The 17406-nt window shown below is 62.2% G+C and carries 17 protein-coding genes; 13 read left to right on the forward strand and 4 right to left on the reverse strand.

Annotated elements, in window-relative coordinates; genetic code table 11:
* Position 1 precedes the first annotated feature (1 nt).
* From ACRTG1_RS01185 to ACRTG1_RS01200, 4 genes are all read left to right on the forward strand, one after another.
* Positions 2-979, forward strand: a complete 978-nt coding sequence (locus ACRTG1_RS01185) for an FAD:protein FMN transferase (RefSeq protein ID WP_432515585.1) — start codon at positions 2-4, stop codon at positions 977-979.
* Between the two features lie 9 nt (positions 980-988).
* The gene (nqrM, locus tag ACRTG1_RS01190) at positions 989-1159 is read left to right on the forward strand and encodes a (Na+)-NQR maturation NqrM (protein WP_432515586.1); all 171 of its coding nucleotides are present in this window, start codon (positions 989-991) and stop codon (positions 1157-1159) included.
* Positions 1156-1551, forward strand: a complete 396-nt coding sequence (locus ACRTG1_RS01195) for a CBS domain-containing protein (protein ID WP_113156865.1) — start codon at positions 1156-1158, stop codon at positions 1549-1551. The genes nqrM and ACRTG1_RS01195 overlap by 4 nt, the downstream gene beginning before the upstream one ends.
* A 201-nt stretch (positions 1552-1752) precedes the next feature.
* Complete coding sequence (locus tag ACRTG1_RS01200; protein WP_224873291.1) at positions 1753-2757, forward strand: linear amide C-N hydrolase; 1005 nt, start codon at positions 1753-1755, stop codon at positions 2755-2757.
* Positions 2758-2801: 44 nt separating this feature from the next.
* Here the strand turns inward: ACRTG1_RS01200 and ACRTG1_RS01205 are convergent, their stop codons facing one another.
* The 4 genes from ACRTG1_RS01205 to ACRTG1_RS01220 all read right to left on the reverse strand — a co-directional run bounded on the left by ACRTG1_RS01205 (position 2802) and on the right by ACRTG1_RS01220 (position 6656).
* Positions 2802-3446: a GntR family transcriptional regulator gene (locus ACRTG1_RS01205; protein WP_162742436.1), complete on the reverse strand. Its 645-nt coding sequence runs from the start codon at positions 3444-3446 to the stop codon at positions 2802-2804.
* 111 nt (positions 3447-3557) lie between these two features.
* Positions 3558-5072: a tripartite tricarboxylate transporter permease gene (locus ACRTG1_RS01210; protein WP_206548586.1), complete on the reverse strand. Its 1515-nt coding sequence runs from the start codon at positions 5070-5072 to the stop codon at positions 3558-3560.
* Position 5073: 1 nt separating this feature from the next.
* Positions 5074-5532 carry a tripartite tricarboxylate transporter TctB family protein gene (locus tag ACRTG1_RS01215; protein ID WP_432515587.1) on the reverse strand — a complete coding sequence of 153 codons (459 nt, stop codon included), beginning with the start codon at positions 5530-5532 and terminating at the stop codon, positions 5074-5076.
* 167 nt (positions 5533-5699) lie between these two features.
* Positions 5700-6656, reverse strand: a complete 957-nt coding sequence (locus tag ACRTG1_RS01220; protein WP_432515588.1) for a tripartite tricarboxylate transporter substrate binding protein — start codon at positions 6654-6656, stop codon at positions 5700-5702.
* 267 nt (positions 6657-6923) lie between these two features.
* Between ACRTG1_RS01220 and ACRTG1_RS01225 the strand changes: the two genes are divergently transcribed.
* The 9 genes from ACRTG1_RS01225 (at position 6924) to ACRTG1_RS01265 (ending at position 17405) form a co-directional block, all read left to right on the forward strand.
* Positions 6924-7829: an NAD(P)-dependent oxidoreductase gene (locus tag ACRTG1_RS01225; RefSeq protein WP_432515589.1), complete on the forward strand. Its 906-nt coding sequence runs from the start codon at positions 6924-6926 to the stop codon at positions 7827-7829.
* Positions 7798-8733, forward strand: coding sequence for an NAD(P)-dependent oxidoreductase (locus tag ACRTG1_RS01230; protein WP_297561881.1), 936 nt, complete (start codon positions 7798-7800; stop codon positions 8731-8733). Before ACRTG1_RS01225 ends, ACRTG1_RS01230 begins: the two co-directional genes overlap by 32 nt.
* Entirely contained in the window at positions 8730-9407 is a 678-nt protein-coding gene (locus ACRTG1_RS01235) for an RraA family protein (RefSeq protein WP_283800700.1), read from the forward strand. The genes ACRTG1_RS01230 and ACRTG1_RS01235 overlap by 4 nt, the downstream gene beginning before the upstream one ends.
* Positions 9408-10625: an alpha-hydroxy-acid oxidizing protein gene (locus tag ACRTG1_RS01240; protein ID WP_283800699.1), complete on the forward strand. Its 1218-nt coding sequence runs from the start codon at positions 9408-9410 to the stop codon at positions 10623-10625.
* 156 nt (positions 10626-10781) lie between these two features.
* Positions 10782-12863, forward strand: a complete 2082-nt coding sequence (locus ACRTG1_RS01245) for a hydantoinase/oxoprolinase family protein (RefSeq protein ID WP_432515590.1) — start codon at positions 10782-10784, stop codon at positions 12861-12863.
* A complete protein-coding gene (locus ACRTG1_RS01250; protein WP_432515591.1) occupies positions 12860-14521 on the forward strand; it encodes a hydantoinase B/oxoprolinase family protein in 1662 nt (553 codons plus the stop codon). Before ACRTG1_RS01245 ends, ACRTG1_RS01250 begins: the two co-directional genes overlap by 4 nt.
* A 44-nt stretch (positions 14522-14565) precedes the next feature.
* A complete protein-coding gene (locus tag ACRTG1_RS01255; protein ID WP_432515592.1) occupies positions 14566-15555 on the forward strand; it encodes a TRAP transporter substrate-binding protein in 990 nt (329 codons plus the stop codon).
* A gap of 46 nt (positions 15556-15601) precedes the next feature.
* A complete protein-coding gene (locus ACRTG1_RS01260; protein WP_432515593.1) occupies positions 15602-16126 on the forward strand; it encodes a TRAP transporter small permease subunit in 525 nt (174 codons plus the stop codon).
* Positions 16119-17405 (forward strand): TRAP transporter large permease, encoded by a 1287-nt coding sequence (locus ACRTG1_RS01265; protein ID WP_113156851.1) that lies wholly within the window; start codon positions 16119-16121, stop codon positions 17403-17405. The genes ACRTG1_RS01260 and ACRTG1_RS01265 overlap by 8 nt, the downstream gene beginning before the upstream one ends.
* The last annotated feature ends 1 nt before the right edge of the window (position 17406 follow it).

The raw sequence follows: 17406 nt of genomic DNA on the forward strand, positions 1-17406 counted from the left end.
GATGCGTCTGAACCTTACCCGCCGCCACATGCTGGCGCTGACCGGCGCGACGCTCGCAACCGCAGGCGGGGCCCGTGCGGCGATGGAAAAACCGGCCACGCGCACAATTGAAGGCCGGGCCTTTGCAAGCGCGTGGCGTATCACCCTGCCCGACGGCAACAATGCCGGGACGCTGCGCGCGCCCGTTGATGCGCTCCTTGCGCAGGTCGACCGGCAGATGTCGCCCTGGCGGGACGACAGCGAGATCAGCGCCTTCAACCGCGCTCCCAAAGAAACCCCGGTTTCGGCGGCGACCGCGCTGGTCGCGCGGGCTGCGCTCGGCATTGCCGGAGCGAGCGATGGCTGGTTCGACCCGACCGTCGGTCCGCTTATCGCGCGCTGGGGGTTCGGCCCGATCAGCGGCGACAGCACCCCGTGCTGGCAGGGGCTCGCGGCCACGGAAAACAGTCTCGCCAAGGATGCGCCGGGCCTGACCATGGACCTTTGCGGGATTGCCAAGGGACATGCGCTCGACCTTGTGGCGCGCCGCGTGGCGGATCTGGGCCATGGCGACTTCCTCGTCGATCTTGGCGGCGAACTCAAGGCGCTCGGCCAGCATCCTTCGGGACGCGACTGGCAGGTCGCCATCGAAGATCCCCGCCCCGACGCCATCGGCGCTGTTGCCGGCCTTCGGCTGCCCTCCGGCATGGCGGTCGCCACGTCGGGGCTGCGCGCGCAGAGCTATATGATCGGCGAACGACGCTACAGCCACATCATGGACCCGCGCCATGCCGCGCCGGTCGACGGGACGATTGCATCGGTCTCGGTTCTGGCTGAAAGCGCGATGCTGGCCGATGGCTGGGCCACAGCGCTCACCGCTGCGGATGCGGATGGTCCCGCGCTCGCCCGGCGCAACGGAATTGCAGCGCTTTTCCTCTTTCAGGACGGCACACAACTTTCGACCGTCACCACGGGCGGTTTCGACCGCCACCTGATCTGAGGAACGGGCATGGAGATCCTTCTCGCACTGGCGATCTTTCTTATCGCGGCAACCGGCCTTGCCGTTGGCCTGTTTTCCGGGCGTGGGCCCGTGAAGGGCTCCTGCGGCGGCATGGCCTGCCTGAAAGATGTCGCCTGTGAGGGCTGCCCGAACCGTAGCCGGCAGGAGAGCCAGCAATGACGAATGGCGCGACCCTGGAAGCCATCCTGCAAAAGGACATGCCGGTTCTGAAACCGGATATGCCGATCCGCCGCGCCGTCGCGCTTCTTGTCGAGGCCGATGCGGCTGCCGCCCCGGTGGTCGACGACAGCGGTGCCCTCATGGGCATCGTCACGCAGAAAGACTGTTTTCGGCCTGCGCTCAATGCGAGCTATTATCAGGAATGGAAAGGCACCGTCGCCGATCATATGAGCAGCGAGGTTGTCACCCTGTCGCTGACCACCGATCTTACGAGCGCTGCCGAAGCCTTTCTGGAAAAGCCCTACCGGGTCTTTCCCGTTGTCGACGGCTCTCGCCTCGTCGGCATGTTGCGCCGTTCGGACGTTCTGGCCGCGCTGGTCGCGCTGGGCTGAAGTTCATCCTTCGAGGAAATGCGCGAAGACAGGACGAAACACTATTTCGCTCTGTCACAAGCACAACATTTCGGAATCTTATAGTTTTGTTTCCAGTATAGTCGTTATTCGGCTGAGGAGTTATCGGAAATGAGAGATTCTATGACAATCATCCTTGGAATAATCGCTTTTGTCGTTGCTTTCGTGGCAAGCAGCGTTCTGATGCCCACCTCGGCCGAGGCCTGCACCCGCTTTGTCTATCAGGGTGCTGCCGATCAGGTTATCACCGCCCGTTCCATGGACTGGAAAACCGATGTCGGCTCCAACATCTGGGTGTTTCCGCGCGGCATGGAGCGCTCCGGCGAAGCTGGCCCGAACTCGATCGAGTGGACGTCGAAATATGGCAGCGTCATCACGTCCGGCTACGACGTTTCCACGACAGATGGCATGAACGAGGCAGGTCTCGTTGCCAATGTTCTGTGGCTGGTCGAGTCCGAATACCCGAAGGTTGAAGGCGATGCGCCCACGCTCTCGCTTGGCGCATGGGCGCAGTATGTGCTCGACAATTTCGCAACGGTTGCCGAAACCGTCGAGGCGCTGGAGAAAAACCCCTACACCATCGTCACCGCAGACGTTCCCGGCGAAACCCGGCTGGCAACGCTTCATCTTTCGATCTCTGATGCGAGCGGCGACAGCGCCATCGTGGAATATATCGACGGCAAGCAGGTCATCCACCACAGCCGCGACTATCAGGTGATGACCAATTCGCCGACCTTCGATCAGCAGCTGGCGCTCAATGCGTATTGGAAGCAGATTGGCGGCACCGTGATGCTGCCCGGCACCAACCGCGCAGCCGACCGCTTCGCCCGCGCTTCCTTCTATGTGAACGCAATCCCGAAGACGGACAATGCGGTCGAAACCATCGCGAGCGCTTTCAGCGTGATCCGCAATGCTTCGGTTCCCTTCGGCATTTCCACGCCCGAACAGCCGAACATTTCCTCGACCCGCTGGCGCACCGTCGCCGATCACGAGCGCAAGCTCTACTTCTTCGAGTCTGCGCTCACCCCGAACATCTTCTGGGTCGACATGAACAAGCTGGATCTTTCGAAAGAAACCGGCAGCGTCATGAAGCTCGATCTCGGGCCGAACCAGACGAACATCTATTCCGGCGTCGTCAACGAGGATTTCCAGAAGGCCGAACCCTTCCGTTTCCTTGGCGTCGAATAACCGCCTGAGCGGTTTTCAATTAACGGGCATTTTCCGGGGGCGGCTCAGTTGCCCCCGGTGCGCCGCCTGAAGCGCTCCAGCGCGGCATTCAGGTGACAGGCGATGGCGGACCGCGCCCATTCGCCATTCCCGAGGCGAATTGCCTTGACGATCTCCCGGTGCTGGCGAAGGCTCTCTTCGATATCGGCGTCCTCATAGATGAAGAAGCCGCCGATCACCTGCGGGATTTCCAGAAGATGCCGGCCGCACAGGCGCAGATGCACGCTGCCCGACCCCTCATAGAGCATTTCGTGAATGGTGCGGTTGCCCGCATCGAGCTTCTTCACCCAGCCCGTTGAACGCGCGGCAAAAGCCTGCTCCATCTCATCGCAGGTGTTTTCAAGCAGGGTTATCTGCTCGTCGGTGGCATGCTGGGCGCACAGAAAAGCCCCGTGACCTTCAAGAAGGATGCGCAATGTGAAGACATCGGCCGTGTTCTCTTCGCGCCATGGGGTGACCAGCGCACCGCGCTTTTCGCCCGGCATGAGAAGCCCCTCGGAGATCAGCCGCGCAATGGCGCTGCGCACCGGGGTCCGGCTGACCTCCAGCTCGCTTGCCAGCATTTCCTCTTTCAGCTTGGTGCCGGGATCGTAATAGCCAGAGATCAGGCGCCGTCTCAGCTTGACGTAAACGGTGTCTGTCACATTCATGTTGCTACCTCCTGCATCACGCGACTCTGCCGGCCTCCTCATACTACTCCCCATCATACGTGAAGAAGGCCGCGCATGGCGCAGCCTTCTGAAATTGGCAAGACAGCCTTTCTAATCTCTGCTGGCAAGCGCTTCGATCCGGCTTCTTCTGCGCCTCCACATTTTCATGGCGAGAGGCAGTGCAGTGGTTGCGAGAATGAGCGCCACCAGAAGCAGCGAAATAACATCCTGAAACAGCGAGAACACGCCCTCGCCCGAAATCAGGAGGGCGCGGCGCAGGTTCTCTTCTGCAATCGGCCCGAGGATAACGGCCAGAACCGCCGGGGCCGTCGGGATATCCATCTTCTCCATCGCATAGCCCAGCACACCGAAACCCAGCATCAGCCAAACTTCGAACATGCTGTTGTGAATGGCGAACACGCCGATGGTGGCCATTACGAAGATCATGGGGGCCAGGAGCTGCGTGGGCATTTTCAGGACATTGACGAAGGCCCGCGCGCCGACACTGCCCAGAATGAGCATCAGCCCGGAGGTGACCAGCATCGCAAGCATGAAACCGTAGGTGATCTCGGCTTTGTCGCGGAAAAGCTGCGGACCGGGGATCAGGCCATGCACGAGAAGCGCGCCGAGAATGACGGCGGCCACCGAACTGCCCGGAATGCCGAGTGTCAGCGCCGGGATAAGCGTTGCCGCCGTGTCGGCGTTGTTGGCGCATTCGGGTGCGGCAACGCCTTCCGGCGCGCCCTTTCCGTATTTGTCCTTGTCGGCATCGCTGCGTCGCTGTTCGTTCCAGGCAAACAGGGCGGCGACATTGCCGCCAAGTGCCGGAATGATGCCGGTCACGACACCGATGATCGACGAACGGATCCAGACCGGGATCAGGCTCGACCAGCGAAAGGCCATTTCCTCTTCATTTATCGCCTTTACTTCGGCATCGGGCTTTTTCGGGCTCAATGCCAGATCGATGGCCGGCGGGATGGCGTAGAGACCGGTGAGCAACACGATGATGTTCACGCCGCTGAGGAGTTCCAGCTCATTGAAGGCAAAGCGTTCCATACCGGTCATCATGTCGATGCCGATCATGCCGACAAACAGACCGAAACAGGCGGAAAGAAGCCCCTTTACCGGGTTCTCGGACAAAAGAACGGCAATCGTCATCAAGCCGAAGATGGCAAGCCAGAAATAGTTCGCGGCGCTGAATTTCAGTGCGATCAGCGAGAGCGGCGGCGCGAGCGACAGAAGCGCAATTGCGCTGACCGCAGAGCCGATGCTGGAGGAAACCAGCGAGATGCGCAGCGCCAGCTTCGCATGGCCGCTCTGCGCCATGGGATAGCCGTCGAACACGGTTGCAATGCCCGCGGGCGTGCCCGGAATGCGCAAAAGAATGGCCGGGATCGAGCCGCCATACATCGCGCCATTGTAAATGCCCGCGACCATGCCAAGCGCCACCACGGGTTCCATGGTGAAAGTCAGGGGAATGAGGACTGCGATGCCCATCGTGGCCGAGAGGCCGGGCAGCGCGCCAACCGCGATGCCGATGATCGTCCCGCCGATCATCGCGATGATGGTCCCCAGCGAGAAAACCAGCGGCAGCGCGTCCAGAATATGCTGAAAAACGTCCCCCATATCAGCCTCCGAACGGCAAGAGGATAATCTCGGGCGGCAAGGGGACCACCAGCAAGAAACGGAACACGGCGATCAGCACACAGACGAACAGCGCCGTGCCGATGATGAGGCCCTTTAGGTTTCGGTATCCGAGTCCCCAGGCCAGCGTCGGCACGATGATGGCCGCACTCGTGTAGAAGCCGACAAACCGCATACCGAAGAGGAGTGCTGCGCCTGCAACAATCAGCAGGAGCGCGCCACGCAGCTGCGCTGAAGTGGGGGCAAGCATCGGCCCATCCGCCTGCCGCAGGGCGCTGACGGACTGGGCGAGCCATAAGCCTGACAGAACCAGCATGAGGGTCATGACGCCACGCGGCATCAAACCGCCCTCGCCCGAATATCTCCAGGCCTCAAGCAGACCCAGCAGGCTCAGCACAACGGCCGCCAGTGCGAATCCGCTTTCAAAAACGGCTCGTCTCACATCCCCCTCCCACTCCAAACAGTGAAGGCGGGGCCAGAGCATCGGACCGAAAAACGGAAACCGCTTTTCGGTTATTCCGATGCTTCATCAACAGATGAGATCGTCCTTTGTGCATCCGAATGGACGCATGACGACCCAGGCCCCGCCGACAACAACCGGTCTTGCGACTACTCCTGAACCCAGGGCGTCGTCTCCCAAAGCTCGCGGAACGTCGCGTCGAGCGACTCGAGCTCCGCCTTGTACGCGGCTGCGTTCATGTAGGACAGCGCCAGATGCTGTTCCTTCGCCTTTGTCTGGAATTCCGGATCCGCAACGGCAGCCTTCAGCGCTTCCTCCAGCTTGGCGACGACATCTTCAGGAACACCGGCAGGGGCAGCGATGCCGCGCATGGAGCCCATGATCACGTCGTAACCTTCTTCCTTGAAGGTCGGAACTTCGGTCGCGCCATCCCAGCGTTCATTGGACATCTGGCCAAGCGCGTGCAGCGCGCCTTCATGAACGTCGGCAATCGTCTCGGAGATGTTCATGCTGGCCATCATGATGTGGCCGCCGAGCGTCGCCGTGCGCACATCGGCATTTCCCGGGAAGGGAACATGCTTGAGCTGAACGCCGGTCATGCGCTCGAACTCCAGCGCCGAGAGGTGATCGTCGGAACCGATGCCCGTGGAGCCATAGGTCAGCTTGCCCGGGTTTTCCTTTGCATAGGCGATCAGATCGTCGAACGTCTTGATCCCGCTGGACGGAAGCACGCTGAAAGCGCCCGGATCGTCGACCACATTGGCGATCGGCGTGAAGCTCTCGAGCGAGTAGCGCGCTTTGCGCTGAATCGGGATTGTCAGGATGTTCGGCGTGTTGATGAAGCCGATCGTGTAGCCGTCCGGCTTGGACTGCGCCAGCTCGGTAAAGCCGATTTCGCCGCCTGCGCCGGGGCGGTTCAGAACAACGATGGAAGCATCTTCGCCGAGATATTTCTCGATGAATGGCGCGAGCGTGCGCGCGGCAATGTCGGTGCCGCCACCGGCGCTGTAGGCGACGATCATGTTGATCGCGCGCTCGGGATATTCGGCGTGTGCGGCAGTGATGGACCCGGCGACGAGCGCCGAAGCGATGGCAAGTTTGATCATGTTTCCTCCCTTGGCCCGTGCTCCTCACAGGCATTATGGATACATATTACGTTAAGTTCAGGGATGCGCCAGCGTAAAGAGATTTTTGCACGGCTCATGCAAAAATATCAAAACCCATTGTTTTTACGCGCTTTAATTTTGCGAAGGGCCCCGTTCTAGAAATGAAAATGAAAGCCGGCTCTGGTTTCTGTCTTGATTTTTGTATTTTTTTTGTATCAACCTGAATGCCGATCCGATGCCATATGGCGCTCGGGAGGAGACAAAGAAATGAATGATTCGTCCGGCACTCACGGTGTCCGGTTGCTGGTCGTCGGCTTCGGCGCCGCAGGCCGGGTATATTGCGAGGCGTTCGCAAAAGCAGGCGCAAAAGTCACTGCCGTAGACCCCGCACTGAATGCAACCGCCATGGAAGCGGCAGGCAGGCTGGGGATTGATACATCGCACACGCTTCCTGACACACTTGACGGCATGGACCTGGCTGTCGTTCTGACGCCGGCCTCCGTGAGCCTCAAGATCGAAGCAGCGATTGGCGAGCGGCCGGGCGACTGCCCCGTGCTCGATCTCACATCCTCGACGCCCGAGGCGATGCACGCGGCGCAGGAGCTTTTGGGAGACCGGCTCGTTGACGGCACGGTGATGGGCGCTGTCGGGCTTGGCGGCGTTGCAACACCGATGATTCTTGCCGGCAAGAAGGCGCAGGCGGTTGCCGATATCCTCGCTTCGCTTGGCTGTCGCATAACCTGCCTTGATGGGGTTCCGGGAGACGCCAGTACACTGAAACTCCTGCGCTCGCTTTTCATGAAGGGCCTTGAAGCGCTTGTGGTGGAAACACAGCTTGCCGCAGCAACGCTTGACCAGAGCGAGAACCTGCCGCTCGCCCTGTCCGACCTCTCGGAAGTCGACATCAATGCCTTCCTGGCCGAAATGCTGCGCACCCATCCAAAACACGCAGCCCGCCGGCATGTGGAGATCGTTGCCGCCTCAGACCTCATGGAGAAGGCCGGCATGCGGCCGATCATGGCTGATGCAGCGTCAAGCCTGTTCGCCAGAACCGCCTCCTTTGGGGCCGGTCCGGATGAAACGCCCGATCACGCGATCAACTGGCTTCTAAAAACCACCCAACCGGACTGTGAGGAGCGGCATGAGCAATCGCCCGGTCATCTGGATCACTGAACCGATCCACGCCGACGCGCTCGACAAACTGGGTGCGGTCACGGAAATCCTGGGCCCCGGCCCGCTTCCAGAAGCGCGCAGCGACGAAGTTCAGGCGATCATCGTGCGCGCCAACACGATCGACAAAATACTCTGCGACCGTCTGCCAGCACTTCGCGTCGTGGGCAAGCACGGTGCTGGAACGGATAATATCGACCTGCCCCTGATGGCGGAACGCGGCGTTGAAGTGTTCAAGACCGAAGGCGCGAACGCCGAATCGGTCGCGGACCTGGCCGTGCTGCACGCCATGACCCTGCTTCGCAGCCCGCACCGGCATGACCAGGCTTTGCGCAAAGGCCGAAACGGCGATGACGGTGTTCGCGTCGGCTACGAATTGTCGGAGCGCCGCGCCGGTATTCTCGGCGTCGGGGCCATTGGACGTGCGGTGGCGAAGCGCCTGTCGGACGGGTTCGGCGCACAGGTTCACGGATACGACCCCGTGCTGCCGGAGCATCTTTGGCCGGAAACCATCGCCCGTAAAACGGATTTCGACGCCTTTCTGGCAGAAACGGATCTTCTTTTCCTGCATCTGCCGCTGACGCCTGAGACACATCATCTGATCGACGCGCGGGCGCTGGATCAGCTTCGCCCCGGCGCATTCGTGGTGAATTGCGCGCGCGGCGGGATCGTGGATGAAGCCGCTTTGGCGAAGGCCATGCGGTCCGGTCAGATCGCGGGTGCTGCCTCGGATGTGTTCGAGAGCGAACCGCCTCCGCCTGACGCGCTGCTTTTCGCGGACGACCTGAATTTCATCGGCACCCCTCATATCGGCGCATCCACGCAGGCCGGCCTACGCCGTACCGGCATGATGATTGCCGACAAAGTCTTGAATGCCCTGTTGCTTGAGAAGGAAGTAGAATTATGACCATCGGCTTTTGTGTGCGCAAACGGCAGCGGCGCGTGGAGCAGAGCACTATTGACGCGTTTCGTGAGCTGCCGGTCGCCAATGTGAGCGATTGCATGTCGCGCATGTATGCCGGTGGCGCGCGGCTGCGGCCGATCCACGACGCCCAGAGCGTTCTGGCAGGACCGGCCCTGACCGTCCGCACCCGTCCCGGCGACAATCTGATGCTGCATCATGCGCTCGACATTGCCGAACCGGGCGACGTGATCGTTGTGGACGCCGGCGGTGACCTGACCACGGCGATCCTCGGCGAGATCATGGTTGCGATTGCGAAAAAGCGCGGTATCGCGGGCATCATCGTCAATGGCGCAATCCGCGATGCCGACGAGATCCGGCGCATGGATTTTCCGCTTTACGCTGCGGGCGTCACCCATCGCGGCCCCTACAAGGACGGCCCCGGCGAGGTGAACACCACCATCGCAATCGACGGCATGGTCATCGAACCTGGCGATCTGGTCCTTGCCGATGGCGACGGAGTGCTTACAGTGCCGTTCGACCAGACGGAAACCATCCTCGCCGCGACGCGCAGGAAACAGGACGCAGAACAGGTTGAAATGGCCAAGATTGCCGATGGCAGCGTCGAAAGAGGCTGGGTGATGGAAAGCCTGCAATCGCGCGGCTGCGAATTTGAGTAGATGAACGATACGACTTCCACGGACCCGGTCTCCATTTCGCGGCGCAAGCCGTCCAGGGTGCCGCGCAGGCTGCGCGGCCACCTTTCACTGGATGATTTCGAGCGCAGCGCGCGCCGGCTCCTGCCGAAGTCGATTTTCGGATATGTCAGCGGCGGCGTGGAGACGGATGCAAGTCTGCGCGCCAATCGCGCCGCCTTCGGGCATATCGGTCTACAGCCACGCATCTTGCAGGACGTTTCGCAGCGTTCTCTGGAAACGCGCCTGTTCGATCAGAGCTATCCAGTGCCTTTCGGCGTTGCGCCGATGGGGTTTAGCGCACTGGCAGCCTTTGACGGCGATGTGGTGCTGGCCAGAGGCGCGGCGTCCGCCGGCAGTTTCGCAATCTGCTCGGCAGCGTCCCTGACGCCGCTCGAAAGGGTCGCCAGAGAAGGCGGAAGCCGCTGGTTTCAGGCCTATATACCGGGCAACATGGCGCGCATCGAGCCGCTTCTGAAACGCGTTTCCGCTGCCGGTTTCGATCATCTTGTGGTGACCGGCGACGTTCCGGTGGCGGGCAATCGCGAAAACAATGCGCGCAACGGCTTCGATGCACCCTTTCGCATCACGCCGCAGCTTGTCTGGCAGGGCATCACCCATCCCCGATGGACGCTCGGCACGCTGGGACGTGAAATCGCGATGCGCGGCATGCCGCATTTCGAAAACATGGAGGCCGTTCAAGGCCCGCCTCTTTTCTCCCGCGATCTCGTTCGCTCGACCATCGAGCGCGACCGGCTGTGCTGGGAGGATATCCGCCGCATACGCGACCTGTGGTCGGGCCGCCTGATCGTGAAAGGCGTTCTGCACCCGGATGATGCGCGCATGGCCCGGACGCTGGGCTGCGACGGGGTGATCGTCTCCAATCATGGTGGCCGCCAGCTCGACACAGCCGTTTCGCCCCTTCAGGTTCTCCCCTCGATACGGGAAGCCGTGCCGGAGATGCCCGTCATGTTCGACAGTGGCATCCGCCGGGGCACGGATGTTCTGAAAGCGATCATGCTGGGGGCGGACTTCGTCTTCGTGGGCCGTCCCTTCCTCTATGCAGCGGCAACCCACGGCGAGGACGGCGTGCGACACGTGGCGGCGCTGCTGCGCGAAGAAGTGGACCGCGACATGGCCCTTCTCGGCATCACCGCGCCATTGCAGATGCGCGAAGCCGCCGAACTCTCCCTGCCCCGCTGACCCGTCACAGACTGCGACATTCGTAAAGCGCCTTCGACCGGAGGCGCTCTCCAGCCATGCGCGCTTTCTCACAGGCAGAAACGGGCCGGCGCGCAAAAGCCTTGCGCAAACCGAAAGGTTCATACTATTAAAAATCGTACAGACTAGGAAGTTCCGATGACCAGACTTGCCATCGACATTGGCGGCACCTTCACCGACGTCGTTCTCGAACGCGAGGGCGCGATCCATTCGCATAAATTGCTCACCACGCCGGCCGCCCCTGAAGAGGCCGCGCTGGAGGGAAGCGCCTTTCTGGTTTCGGAGCTGGGTCTTTCCTTCGCCGATGTGCGCACGGTCATCCACGGTACGACGCTCGCCACCAATGCGCTGATCGAGCGGCGCGGCGCGAAGACGGCCTTCATCACCACGGAAGGTTTCAGGGACATCCTCGAGATGGCCTATGAAAAGCGTTTTGAACAGTACGACACCGACCTGCAGCTTCCGCAGGCGCTGGTTCCGCGCGAACTGCGCTTCACACTGCGCGAGCGCATCGCCGCAGATGGCAGGGTTCTGGCTGCGCCGGATCGCGAGGATGTTCGGGCTCTCGCCGCGCGCCTTTGCGACGAGGGCGTTGAGGCGGTCGCAGTCGGCTTCCTGCACGCCACGGTCAATCCCGCGCATGAAAAGCTGGTTCACGACTGGCTGCGCGAAGACCTGCCCGCCAAGGTGACGATCTGTCTTTCCTGCGAGGTTTCGCCGGAAATCCGCGAATATGAGCGTTTTTCGACCACCTGCGCCAATGCCTATGTGCGCCCGCTCATGGCGCATTATCTGCATCGCTTCGACGCTGCATTGCGGGAGCGCGGCTTTGCCGGGCAGTTCATGCTCATGCTTTCGGGCGGCGGTTTGACGACGCTGGAACAGGCGGCCCGCATTCCCATCCGACTGGTGGAATCGGGACCGGCGGGCGGCGTCGCGCTGGGCGCGCGTGTTGCGCGCGAGACCGATGAGGCAAAGCTTCTCGCCTTCGATATGGGCGGCACGACTGCAAAGATCTGCTTTCTTGAAGATGCCGTTCCGGCCACCACCCGCCGCTTTGAAGTTGCCCGCGCATGGCGTGACATCAAGGGCAGCGGCCTGCCGGTTCGCGTGCCGACCACGGAACTGGTGGAGATCGGCGCGGGCGGCGGCTCCATCGCCAGGCGCGATGCGCTTGGGCGGCTCGCGGTCGGACCGGAAAGCGCAAGCTCGGTTCCAGGCCCCGCCTGTTACGCGCTGGGCGGCGCCATGCCGGCCATCACCGACGCCAATGTGGTGCTCGGCAAGATCCGTCCCGAAGGCTTTGCCGGGGGCAAAATTACGCTTCAGCCGGAGCTTGCGACCGCCGCCATAGAAGAACATGTCGCCACGCCGCTTGGCCTGAGCTCTGCCGAATGGGCTGCAGCCGGCATTCTGGAAGTGGGCGAGGAAGCGATGGCCAATGCCGCGCGCGTTCATGCCATCGAACAGGGCAAGGATGTCACGCGCTACACGATCATGGCGTCCGGTGGCGCAGGCCCGCTGCACGCGGTGCGCATTGCCGAAAAGCTGGGCATTGCGCGTGTCATTATTCCGACGTTTGCCGGCGTCGGGTCCGCTCTCGGTTTCCTGAGCGCGCCGGTCGCCTATGAGGTGGCCCGCTCGACGCTTGCGCCAATGGAGCGGCTGGACCTCAACCGTCTCGCCATGCTGCAGGAAGAGATGCGCAGGGAGGCGTCCGCCGTGGTTCTGCCGGCCCTCGCCGAGGGAGAACCGGCGACGATCAGCCTTGCAGCCGAACTGCGCTACAGCGGGCAGGGACACGCGCTGCGCGCGCCTCTCGAAAAACCGCTTGCAAACCCTGCCGATGCAAAGGCGCTGGAGCAGGCTTTCATCACGCTCTACCGCGACACCTACGGCACCGTTCTGGAAAACAATCCGGTCGAACTGGTCGCCCTGTCGCTCATCTGCCGTGGCCCGGCCGCACCGCTGGTGGAAGCGCCGGCAGCGGACGCCGGAAAGCAAACGACCATTGCCGGAACGGTAAAGGTGTTTGACCCGGTGCGCGGCGAATTCGTCGAAAGCGCGCTGGTGCCGCGTGAAGGGCTCGCGCCCGGCCAGCCCCTGCCCGGCCCCGCTTTGGTGAGCGAAGCCCAGACCACCGCCTACGTTCCGACCGGATGGGCGATTACGCTTCATCCCTTCGGTCATGTCATTCTCGACCGCGAGGTGCGGCCATGAACGCCACCACTCCCCTTTCCGACGCAGACATCATCGCCATGAACGTGCTCTGGAACCGGCTGATTTCGGTTTCGGAGGAACAGGCCAACGCGCTTCTGCGTGTGGCTTTCGGCGCGATCGTTCGCGAGTCCGGAGACCTGTCCGCCGGCGTTTTCGATGCCGAAGGCCGCATGATGGCGCAGGCCGTCACCGGCACGCCGGGCCATGTGAACACGATGGCGCGTTCCGTCTGCGCCATGCTGGAGCACATTCCGGCAGATACGCTGGTCGAAGGCGATGTGCTTGTCACCAACGATCCCTGGCTGGGTGCCGGCCATGTGTTCGACTTCGTTGTCGTCACGCCGGCATTCGTGAATGGGCGGATTGTCGGCTACCTCGCCTCGACCTGCCATGTGGTCGACATTGGCGGGCTCGGCTGGTCGGCCGAAGGGCGCTCCGTTCAGGAGGAAGGCGTTCTCTTCCCCGTGATGAAGCTGCGCAAGGCCGGTGTTCTGAACGAGGATTTCCTCGGCATCGTCACGGCGAATTCGCGCATCCCGCGCGAGGCGCGGGGCGACATCATTTCGCTGATGAGCTGCAATGATGAAGGGCTGAAGCGGCTGCTCGACCTGATGGCCGAATACGAGCTGACCTCGTTGCAGCCACTGGCCGCGTTCATCTTCGAGCGCTCCGCCACGGCCACGCGGGAAGCCATCGCGCGGTTGCCTGCCGGTATTTACAGCGCCGACACCACGCTTGACGGTTACGATGCGCCAATCGAGATCAGGGCGCGGATGACCATCGGCGACGGGGTGATCGAGGTTGATCTGGCCGGTTCGTCGCCTGCCGCTCCGCGCGGCATCAATTGCCCACTCGGCTATAGTCAGGCCTATGCCTCCTTCGGCATCAAGGTCGCGGTCGCGCCGCATGTGCCCAACAACCACGCCTCGCTGGAGGCAATCCGCATTACTGCGCCTTCCGGTCTGATCGTCTCTGCCGAGCGCCCCGCGCCGGTCACCGCGCGGCATGTGGTTGGGCAGGCTCTGCCGGACCTGATGCTTGGCTGCCTCGCACAGGCCATGCCGGGGCAGATCCTTGCCGAAAGTGCGGGTGCGCTCTGGGTTCTGGCGATTTCCGGCGAAGACGCTGGGCCGGAAGCCCGCAGTTTCGCTTCGCTCAATGTGGCGCTTGGCGGCATGGGCGCACGGCCCGCATCCGATGGGTTGTCGACGACCGCCTTTCCTTCGGGCGTCGGTGTGGTTTCGGTCGAAGTGGCCGAATCCGTCGCTCCGCTCATCTATGAGCGCAAGGAATTCGCACCGGACAGCGGCGGCGCGGGAAAATGGCGCGGCGGGGTCGGGCAGGAAATCCGCATCCGCGCGGCAAAGGATCAGGCGCTGATCGTGTCCGCCGCCGCGTTCGAGCGGCTGAGACGCGGCGCGGAAGGCCGGGAGGGCGGCCTTTCCGGACTGCCGGGCGCTGCCCGCATTACCGACGGAACGGAGATCACGTCGAAAGGGCTCTACCGGGTTCCACCGGGCGAGGCGCTGGTGTTGCGCACACCGGGTGGTGGCGGCTTTGGCCCCGCAACCGAACGCGGAACGGAACGCGTGGAAGACGATCTGCGGCGCGGCATGATCACGCAAGCTGTCGCGCACGAGATCTATGGCTTGAAATGAAGTGAAGAACCGACAATAGCACCTTCAAGAGGAGAGAACGGACAATGATCGCATATTCACTCAAGGCACTGGCGGCAGGCGCAGCGCTTGCTCTCGTGAGCGGTTCGGCAATGGCCCAGACCAAGCTGGACTTCTCGACGCCGTGGCCCGAGACGAACTTCCAGAACGTTGCGGCAAACAGGTTCGCTGAAGCCGTGAAGGAAGCCACTGGCGGGTCCGTCGAGATCACCGTGCACAAGGGCAGCGAGATTGGCGTTTCCGCCTCGGAATCTCTGGCAGCCGTGGAAAATGGCATTGTGCAGATGGGCAGCGTCCTTCTCTTCCTTCAGGCTGGCGAAGAGCCGGTTCTGGCGATGGACACCCTTCCCTTCCTGATCCGCGGACAGGATGAGATGAAACTCTTCCTCGAAGCCGCATCGCCGCTCTATGACGAGATCGCCGAGCGCCACAATCAGAAGATCCTCTACTATGTTCCGTGGCCTTCGCCGGGCGTCTACTCGCGTGAGAAGATCAGCTCCTCCGCCGACATGGAAGGCGTGCGCATTCGCGCGTTCAACCCGGCCAGCTTCCAGTTCCTGACGCTGCTTGGCGCAGCACCGCTGGAAATGCCCTGGGGCGATGTCGCTCCCGCTCTGGCCGCCGGCACCATCGACGGTGTAGCGACCTCCACCTCCTCGGGCGTCGATGGCAAATTGTGGGATCTCACCGCCTTTTTCAGCCCCATGCAGTGGTCCACCTCTTCGGACGCCGTAACCGTCAATCTCGATACCTGGAACGCGCTTTCGCCCGAAGAGCAGACCAAGATCGAGGAACTGGCTGCAAAGATGCAGGATGAGTTCTGGGCGCTCTCGGAAGCCGAAGACGAAACCAAAGGCAACACTCTGGCCGAAAACGGCATGACCATCGTTCAGCCGGACGAGAGCCTCATGACGTTGATGGGCGAGAGCGGCCGCACCATGTGGGATGAGTTCATCGAGCGCGTGCCCGAGGCCGGCCCGGTGATCGAAGCCTACACCAAGGCAGCCGGCAAGTAGCCAATTCCGGGCGTCCTTCATCGGGACGCCCGCTTCCGGGGGCCCAATGTTGCACGGCTTTCTGAAATTCTCCGACACGACGTCGTGGCTGGCTGAAACGCTGGCCAGCATCCTGCTATACAGCTTTTGCCTCCTGATGCTGGCGGAAGTCTTCAGCCGTGGCTTTCTCGCCACCAGCCTGGCGGTGTCGTGGGAGTTTTCGAGCTTTGCGATGGCCGGGGTCTTCCTGCTCGGCGCCGGCCCGGCGCTGCGGCGCGGCAGCCATGTGCGTGTCACACTTGCGCAAGGCTTTCTCGGACCGCAGGGACAGCGTTGGCTCAACATTGCGGCGACGGTTGTCGGTATCGCGCTGGCGCTGCTTGTGTTGATTTCCTTCTGGTCTCTCTTCGCCAATTCATGGGCGCGCGGCCTGCGCCAGTCGAGCTACACGAACACGCCGCTCATCTATCCGCAGGCACTCGCCGTTCTGGGTGCAGCGCAGCTCGTTCTGGACCTGTGCGCCCGCACGATCCGATTATGGCTCGACCTGCCGGCCGAACAGCCGCTTGCCAAGGAGGAAGCCGATGCTTGAGATCGGGCTCCTCACGCTTCTGCTGTTTGCAGCGTTTCTGCTGGGCTCGGTCTGGGTCGGGCTTTCGCTCTTTGGCGTGGCGTTCACGCTGCTTGCCGTCTTCAAGCCCAACCTGCCGCTCATTGCCTATACGGGCAAACTCCTTTGGTCGTCGCTCACCGCACAGGAACTGCTGGCGCTGCCGCTCTTCATTCTGATGAGCGATATTCTGGTGACGGCGCGGCTCGGCCAGTCGCTGTTTTCCGGCCTCGCACCATGGGTGACCCGCCTGCCCGGCGGGCTGCTGCATGTGAATGTCGCCGGATCGACCCTGTTTGCCGCCGTTTCCGGCTCATCGGCGGCGACGACGGCCATTGTCGGGCGCGTCACGCTGCCGGAACTTGAAGCGCGCGGCTATGACCGGCGGCTTTCCGTCGGTTCTCTGGCCGGCTCCGGCACGCTCGGCTTCCTGATCCCGCCCTCGATCATCATGATCATCTATGGCGTGGCCGCGCAGCAGAGCATTCTCGAACTGTTCATCGCAGGCATTGTTCCCGGCATTCTTCTGGCGACGATCTTTGTGTCCTACATTGCCGTGGCGCACACGGTTTCAGGGCGGCAGGAAGAGCGCGCGCGCTACAGCTGGGCCGACCGATGGCGCGGCCTGCGTGAAATCGGCCCGATGGTCGCGCTTATCGGCGGCATCATGGGCGCGCTCTATTTCGGGCTGGCGAGCCCGACCGAACTTGCCGCGACCGGTGTTCTGGGCGCGCTGATCCTTTCCTGGGTACGCGGCGGCCTGACCTTCAAGGGGCTGGCGATGGCCGGACGCAGCGCCGTAGCGACCAGCGCCATGATGGGGCTGATCCTTGCCGGCGCGGCCCTGTTGAACGCAGCGCTCGGCTTTCTGGGGCTCCCGAAGGCGATTGCAGGGCAGATTGCACTGCTTGAGCTTTCGCCGATGATGCTGATCGTTTTCCTGCTGGCGTTTTATGTGCTGATCGGCATGTTCCTCGACGGCACGTCGATCATCGTGATGACCCTGCCGATCACCCTGCCGCTGGTGGTCGCAGCCGGTTTCGATCCGGTCTGGTTCGGCATTTTCATCGTGATCGCCGTCGAAATTTCGCAAATCACGCCACCGGTCGGCTTCAATCTGTTTGTTATTCAGTCGCGCACCGGTCTTCCGATGTCGTTTCTCTTCAGAGCGGTGTTTCCCTTCTTCCTAATCATGCTGGGTTTTGCCATTCTACTTGCAGTCTTTCCGCAAATTGTCCTCTGGTTGCCGAGCAGTATCTGAT

It is taken from the genome of Nitratireductor sp. PBL-C9 (assembly GCF_050877045.1).
Taxonomy (GTDB): Bacteria; Pseudomonadota; Alphaproteobacteria; order Rhizobiales; family Rhizobiaceae; genus Nitratireductor; species Nitratireductor aquimarinus.

Excerpts from the sequence above, each read along its gene's own strand:
- ACRTG1_RS01185 (WP_432515585.1), top strand. The coding sequence starts at position 2 with ATGCGTCTGAACCTTACCCGCCGCCACATGCTGGCGCTGACCGGCGCG.
- nqrM (WP_432515586.1), top strand. The coding sequence starts at position 989 with ATGGAGATCCTTCTCGCACTGGCGATCTTTCTTATCGCGGCAACCGGC.
- ACRTG1_RS01195 (WP_113156865.1), top strand. The coding sequence starts at position 1,156 with ATGACGAATGGCGCGACCCTGGAAGCCATCCTGCAAAAGGACATGCCG.
- ACRTG1_RS01200 (WP_224873291.1), top strand. The coding sequence starts at position 1,753 with ATGCCCACCTCGGCCGAGGCCTGCACCCGCTTTGTCTATCAGGGTGCT.
- ACRTG1_RS01205 (WP_162742436.1), bottom strand. The coding sequence starts at position 3,446 with ATGAATGTGACAGACACCGTTTACGTCAAGCTGAGACGGCGCCTGATC.
- ACRTG1_RS01210 (WP_206548586.1), bottom strand. The coding sequence starts at position 5,072 with ATGGGGGACGTTTTTCAGCATATTCTGGACGCGCTGCCGCTGGTTTTC.
- ACRTG1_RS01220 (WP_432515588.1), bottom strand. The coding sequence starts at position 6,656 with ATGATCAAACTTGCCATCGCTTCGGCGCTCGTCGCCGGGTCCATCACT.
- ACRTG1_RS01225 (WP_432515589.1), top strand. The coding sequence starts at position 6,924 with ATGAATGATTCGTCCGGCACTCACGGTGTCCGGTTGCTGGTCGTCGGC.
- ACRTG1_RS01230 (WP_297561881.1), top strand. The coding sequence starts at position 7,798 with ATGAGCAATCGCCCGGTCATCTGGATCACTGAACCGATCCACGCCGAC.
- ACRTG1_RS01235 (WP_283800700.1), top strand. The coding sequence starts at position 8,730 with ATGACCATCGGCTTTTGTGTGCGCAAACGGCAGCGGCGCGTGGAGCAG.
- ACRTG1_RS01240 (WP_283800699.1), top strand. The coding sequence starts at position 9,408 with ATGAACGATACGACTTCCACGGACCCGGTCTCCATTTCGCGGCGCAAG.
- ACRTG1_RS01245 (WP_432515590.1), top strand. The coding sequence starts at position 10,782 with ATGACCAGACTTGCCATCGACATTGGCGGCACCTTCACCGACGTCGTT.
- ACRTG1_RS01250 (WP_432515591.1), top strand. The coding sequence starts at position 12,860 with ATGAACGCCACCACTCCCCTTTCCGACGCAGACATCATCGCCATGAAC.
- ACRTG1_RS01255 (WP_432515592.1), top strand. The coding sequence starts at position 14,566 with ATGATCGCATATTCACTCAAGGCACTGGCGGCAGGCGCAGCGCTTGCT.
- ACRTG1_RS01260 (WP_432515593.1), top strand. The coding sequence starts at position 15,602 with ATGTTGCACGGCTTTCTGAAATTCTCCGACACGACGTCGTGGCTGGCT.
- ACRTG1_RS01265 (WP_113156851.1), top strand. The coding sequence starts at position 16,119 with ATGCTTGAGATCGGGCTCCTCACGCTTCTGCTGTTTGCAGCGTTTCTG.